General features: G+C 32.0%; 3 protein-coding genes. All 3 read right to left on the bottom strand.

Annotated elements, in window-relative coordinates:
• The coding region (locus CLV55_RS06420; protein WP_449403972.1) for an Ig-like domain-containing protein at positions 1–2928 on the bottom strand (2928 nt) is incomplete at its 3' end.
• Between the two features lie 794 nt (positions 2929–3722).
• Entirely contained in the window at positions 3723–4874 is a 1152-nt protein-coding gene (locus CLV55_RS13060; RefSeq protein ID WP_112112921.1) for a glycoside hydrolase family 16 protein, read from the bottom strand.
• A 53-nt stretch (positions 4875–4927) separates the two neighbouring features.
• A complete protein-coding gene (gene bglX / locus CLV55_RS06410) occupies positions 4928–7216 on the bottom strand; it encodes a beta-glucosidase BglX (RefSeq protein WP_112112920.1) in 2289 nt (762 codons plus the stop codon).
• Positions 7217–7266: the final 50 nt, after the last annotated feature.

Here is a 7266-nt window from a genome sequence, read left to right as displayed (position 1 = left end):
CGTTGTTCCTTGTCCAGAAACAATAGTAACTCCAGCAGGAACAGTCCATAAATATGAAGTTGCTCCACTAACGGCTGTTGTTGTGAAAGTAGCCGTTGTTGTTGTGCCTACAAGTGGTCCTACAGCAGCAGTACCTGTTAAAGTAGTTGGAGCGGTAGGAAGAGCATTTACATTTACAACAATAGATGCTCTTGGCCCTTCTACTCCATTAGAGAATACTTCAGAAACATAGTATGTTTTTGTTGATGGGGCAGTAGTTGTTAAAGGCGTTGGAGCTGTTAGGGAAGCTGTTCCACCTGTAGCAGCTGTATACCATTTTAGAGTGTTACCGTAAATACCAGCTCTTAAAGGAGTTGCAATGTCACCTTTACAATAATTTACTGGAGACACTACTGTTGGAGCGGCAATAGTTGGACTAGGTTTGTAAAAATAAATATTATCTAAATAAACACTACTAGTTCCTGAAGGAGTTCCTATAAACATTAATTGTCCAATATTATTTAAAGCAATATTTGTATATTGAGCTAAACTAATATCAAAACTATTCCATCCAGAAACAGTAGGATTTAGAGATACACTTTGCTGAACAGTTGAAGGAGTGGTGTTAATTAAATATACTTCAAATGTTGTACAATTTGGAGTCCAAACATCTATATGTAAAGTGGTCATATTTGAAGCGTTAACCGGACTAGCGAATTCAACACCTTGATAATTTAAAAACTCATACTTTTTAATATTATTATTTGAAATACTAAAATCTGACACTAACGTAGATTGCCCCCAATTAGGGAACCAATTTGTCCCTGCAACATTTGTATATGTATTACTAAATAAAGAAAGAACTCTATCTGCTGGAACTGTTGGAATTGGAGCGTTAGTAGTAGGTGGAGGGTAAGAAACAATCATAGTAGCCGAAATAGTTCCTGCACCAAAACTTCCAGATGCTGCTTGTGTAGCCGTAATAATTGTTGATCCTGCTCCAACTATAGTCACAGTATTTCCTGAAACAGTTGCAACAGCTATATTACTACTTGTATATGTAAAAGCACCTGAACTATTACTGGTAGGTGGAGTTATTGTAAATGAAGCATCCCCTAATACCTTATTAGGAACATTAAAACTAGTTAATGTTGGTGTTGGTAAATTAGTAGTTGGTCTCCAAAAATAGATATTATCAAAATAAACAGAATTAGTTTCTGCGTGATAAGAGAAACCAGGTTTTTCTATCTTTAATTGAATTACGTTTCCTAAATTTCTTCCCTGATTTGAGTAATCCGATAAATCAATATCAAAACTATTCCAACCTGATAAGGTTGGGGTTAGAGTAACAGAATTTTCTCCTCCTGCAATTAGATAAATATTGATAGGAGATACATTAGGTGTCCATATATCTATGTGAAGTTTTGTCATTGACAAAACATTAATACCAGGGTTTCCATCAGGAACCAAATTAATTCCTTGATAGTCTAAATTAGAGTAATGAATTGTTGCATTACCAGGAGTTCCTAAATTAAGTTGTTCATAAGTTGTTCCTTGCCCCCAATCTGGATAAAAGTTTGTGCCTGTAATAGTGTTATATGCTCCACTAAATACTGAAACTACATCCCATGCATTTCTTGAAGGAGGATTGGGTGCTGCAGAGATAGGACTTTGTGCTAATTGCGAAACAACTAAACTTGCAGTAATGCTTCCTGATAAATAGTTTCCAGATGCAGCTTGAGTTGCTGTGATAGTTGTTGTACCTGCTCCAACAATATGAATCATATTTCCGCTTATAATTGTTGCTACGTCAGTATTACTACTAGAATAGGTAAAACTTCCAGGACTTGTACTTGTAGGTGCAGTAATAGAAAAGTCTGAGTCAGAAGTATTTTTATTTGGAATAGTAAAATTACTTAATGCAGGAGCAACACTAGTTACAGCATTTCCAAAATACATATTGTCAACATAAGCAGTTCCATTTCCTACAAGAATTATCTGTGCAATGTGAGCTCGGGTAGTTAAACTTGTAAAATCTGATAACAATAAATTGTAACTATTCCATCCATTTTGAGTTGGAGTTAAATTAATTTGATGCTCTACATCATCTCCTCCTCCATAAGAAGCATCAGCACCGAAATCAACCAATTTCACTCCAAAAGTAGTCATATTTGGAGTGTACATGTCAATATGAAAAATATTCATATTTGTTGCATTTATTGGACTAGTTACGGCTTCAATACCTACAAATCCTAAATTTGTATATTTCAAAGTATTATTACCTGATAATAAAACATTTTCTAGGGATGCAGAAGACCAACTAGTTCTGTAAGTGTCAATTGTTGCTGTTGTAGCTCCAATGAAAGAATCATTATATATTTTAATGACATTTGATGAAGCAATTGTAGGACTTGGGGCAGCTGGAGTAGAATCAATAGCTCCTTGCTTTGCCAATTGAAAACACCACCATGCACCTCCAACATTGATATCGAGAGTAAGAGTTGTTGATGTCAATGAACTTATCTGATAGGTAACTGAACTAGGTGCAGAGTTTGGACTTGAAAGTTCGGAGCCGTTAACTGCTTTGGCAAGACCTATGTATGCTCCAACTCCTAACAAAGTTAAAGTGGTACTAGTAGAAGAATAGGTTGCAGCATTTAAACCATTATGAGGAGCCACAGGGGTACCACAAGAATCCGATCCCCCTTGCCAACCCTCTACCCAGGTCTGATTACCTTGAACATTTTGAAATGTTCCATTTTCATTAAACACATATGTGTCATCAAAAAAACATGCTCTTTCCCCAGAATTAACAGAAAGAGACCACCAACCAATATCTCCTTGATTTGGTCCAACACCTATAGAAGTAACTTTCCAAGTACCCGATAAGGTTTGTGATTGTCCTAATGAAAAAATCATTAAGAAAAATAGTAAAAAAAGTTTTTTCATTTAAATTAATTTTATGGTTTGAGATGTAAATGTAAAAAACAAGAATTCAAGACCGAAATCGTTTGCGTATACAAAAACTATACATTTTTAAATTACATTAAATAAGCTATTAACAGTGATTTTATTCTAATTTCATCGTTAATTTTAGCTTTTAATTTTAAAAAAAATTAAAAAATGATAAGGGAATGTAGAGGTAATTTATTAAATATTTTTTTGAAAAAATGTTGTTTTTAAAAGATGTTATTTTTAAATTAGTTTTTTGTGTTAAATAAAAAATAATAAAGCAAATATTCGGTTTACTATCACTGGAAATTCTAATTTAGATTAGAGTTTGAGTTAAAAGAAAAAATTAATTTTAACAATTGACACGAAAAAGAAAAATTTATAATTCTCTTTTTAAAACAAAACCTGTTGAATTAAGAAAAGTAAGGACATATCTCAGAATAAACCATAATAAATGGGATAAATATTTGCTTTACAGATGCCTAAGACAAAACAAAGAATTTAGAGAGACACTTTTTCCTAGAAAAGTAAATCTAAAAAACTCCCTAATAAAAGAGTAAATTAATGATGAGCTTAAAAAAATTGACATAAACAACGGATAAAAAAGCAATCTTTTAATAAATCACCGACATTTTTTCCACTTTTGATCAATGAAATATAAGTTCTTTAAAAAGAATAAATACGAATTACAGATTAAAAAAATGGTAATTATAGAAAATATATAACTAATTCCTCAATTAAACACTTCAAAAATAAAAGAAAACAACAAATAAGAACCATTTTTGATCACATTATTGATATACTCTAATATAATCTATTTCCATAGAACTTGAAGTAAAATTAGAATCAATAATGGGTTGCATAGCAATGTTTAATAATAAATATTGTGGAGCATCAAAAGGCCAAGTTGTAGCATCTTTTATAGATGGCTGGTATGTATAATGTACAATTCCATCAACACTAAATACTAATTTTTGTGAAGTCCATTCTAAAGTATATATGTGAAAGTCTGTTGATGCAGTAGAAATTATTTGACTACCTAAATTAATTGTATTCCCATAACTTGAAGGAGTATGTAAGGCACTTTGAATATAATTTTGATTGTTTCCCCAATGTTCCATAATATCTATTTCTCCGCATGCAGGCCAATTTGCTGTTCCAAATGCACTAGACCAATAAGCTCCAGTTTCAATTATATTTTTACCTAGCATCCATATTGCTGGCCACGTACCAACTCCACTAGGTAGTTTTGCTCTAACTTCAACCCTTCCATATGTAAAAGCAAATTTCGAATTTAATCTAGCTGAGGTATATTGTTTTGTTACTCCTTGATCTGTATAAGATTCTTTTTTTGCTACAATCTTTAAGGTTCCATTACTAACATATGCATTATCAATTCGATTAGTATAATGTTGTTGTTCATTGTTATACCAGCTATTCCCATTTACCAATTGTGTTTGCGCAAACCAATTATTTGAAGATACAGCACCTGAAGTACTAAATTCATCAGACCATATCAAATTATTAAAATTGGAACAAGACCCATAAATATATTGTCCATTGCAAAATGATACTAATTGACCTAAAGTGCCATTTTGATCAAATGGAATATTTACCCATTGACAAGAATTAGTTCCTGTAAAAAACTCAACAGTTAAATAATATGGTCCAGAAGTCCAATTAATTTGAGAAAATAATCCTATTGTAGGATATCCATTACCTATTAGTACAGAAATATTTCCTTGTGAATTTGTTAATGGATGCTGTATTTCTGAATAAACAGTTGTACCAGTAATTGCATATGATTTTATGTTAAATCTGAGAGAAATTATTTGATTACTAATAACTTGTCCAGTACTATTCCTTATTGTTGATTGATAATTAAATTGAGCTGAAGTTATAGCAACACAAAATAAAAACAGTAAAATAAATGGGTTTTTCATATGTATTATAATTATAAAATGTAAATAGATTATAAAATTCTTAAGAGTTTATATTATTCAAGTTTGAAATTACTCTCAAGAGTATCTACTGAATTACCTCCTATAAAAATTTTAAAATCTCCTGATTCTGCTTCCCATTTACCATTTGAATTATAAAACTTTAAAAGTTTTTCATCTATAATGAAAGTAACAGTTTTTTTCTCCCCTGGATTTAATTCTATCATTTCAAAACCTTTTAACTCTTTAACTGGTCGAGTAATACTTCCTATATCATCTCTAAGATAAAGTTGTACAACTTCTTTACCTTTTATGGAACTTGTATTCTTAACATTAATTGAAACTGTTATAAAAGAATTTCTGGGTAATATGTTTGAACTCAATTTTATATCTGAATATTCGAACTTTGAATAACTTAATCCAAACCCAAATGGATATAACGGAGTTTTTTCTTGATCGATATAATGTGACCAAAAAACGCTTTCAGGTTCATTCATTATTGGTCTTCCTGTATTTTTGTAATTATAATATATAGGTACCTGACCTACACTTCTTGGGAATGTCATAGGTAATTTTCCGCTAGGATTATAATCTCCATAAAGCACCTGTGCTATGGCATTTCCACTTTGTGTACCAAGATGCCAAGCTTCAAGAATAGTAGGTATATTTTCTGCTGCCCATGGTAGAGCTAATGGCCTACCATTATTTAATACTAATATTATTTTTTTATTAACCTTAAATAACTCCTCGAGTAACTCTTGTTGTACTCCTGGTAATCCCAAATCTGTTCTACTTCTTCCTTCTCCAGTTTGTAAGCCATGCTCGCCTAGAACGGCAACTACTACATCTGAATTTTTGGCCAGAGCAATAGCATCTTGAAATTGAGATGTATCATTGGTATTAATATGTAACTCTCGAACAAAACTTGTAGGCCCAATTGTTAAATCGGCTCCTTTGGCATATTGTAATTGATTTCCTTGATATTGTTGCATTCCCTCTAAAACAGATACCGCTGTATTATCATCAGCTCCAATTCTCCAACTACCTAATGGACTGGTTTTGTCGGAAGCTAAAGGACCAATTAAAGCTATTTTAAGACCCGTTCTTTTTAACGGTAATAAATTACTTTCATTTTTGAGAAGAACAATAGATTTTTTAGCAATATCCAAAACAGCTTCTTGAAATTCTGCTTTCCCTAATGTTGTTTTCTCTCGGTATTCATCACAGTATTTGTATGGGTTTTCAAAGAGACCTAATTCAAATTTAACCTTAAGTATTCTTTTAACAGCATCATCAATTGTGGTTTCTTTCACTTTGCCTTCTTTTACTAAAGAAGCTAAATTGTTTACATAAGAATATGATTCCATATCCATATCTGATCCTGCGCTAATTGCTATTTCAGCCGCTTGTTTGCTATCTTTTGCAAAACCATGAGATATCATTTCATTTATTGAACCCCAATCTGACACTACAAATCCTTTAAAATTCCAACCTTCTTTTAAAATTGTTCTTTGAAGATATTTACTTCCAGTAGCTGGTGTGCCGTTTAAATCATTAAACGAATTCATAAAAGTTTTAATATCTGCTTCAACACAAGCCTTAAATGGGGGCAATATAATGTTCTGAAGTGTTGATTCACTAACATCAACAGAATTATAGTCTCTGCCTGACTCGGCAAAAGCATATCCAGCAAAATGTTTTGCACAAGCAGCTATTGATCTAATAGAAGATAAGTCATCACCTTGAAATCCTTTAATTCTTGCAATAGCAATTTTACTACCAAGGTAAGGATCTTCGCCTGAGCCTTCCATAACCCTTCCCCATCTTGCATCTCTTGATACATCAACCATAGGTGCAAAAGTCCAATTAATTCCGACCGATGAAGCTTCCTCTGCTGCGATTGATGCTGATTTTTTTATTGCTTCCATATCCCAACTAGATGCTTCTGCCAAAGGTATAGGACTTATAGTTTTATATCCGTGAATAACATCAAATCCAAAAAGTAAAGGAATGTGCAACCTTGTTTCTTCAACAGCAATTTTTTGTAAGGCCTTAACTTCTTTAACACCTTTTACGTTTAATACTGCACCAACTAAACCTTTTTTTAAATTCGAATATTTAATAGCTTGCTGACCAAATTTAGGCGAAGGTCCTGTAACATCCCAAAATCCATTATATTGATTCATTTGACCTATCTTTTCCTCTAAAGTCATGATTCGTAATAATGAGTCAACCTTAAAATCAATACGTGTAGTATTTTTTTCTGAAGTAATAATTTTAGAAGAAGTACAGCTTAAAAAGAAAAGAAATAAAAATAATATATAATAATGTTTTGTATATTTCATCTTTTAATATTGACATTTTAAAAAAACAATTACAAGAAAGCATTTAACTT

This window comes from Flavobacterium aciduliphilum (genome assembly GCF_003268855.1).
GTDB lineage: Bacteria > Bacteroidota > Bacteroidia > Flavobacteriales > Flavobacteriaceae > Flavobacterium > Flavobacterium aciduliphilum.
Note: the sequence above shows the minus strand (reverse complement) of the source record. Positions and strands in the feature narration are given on the sequence as shown.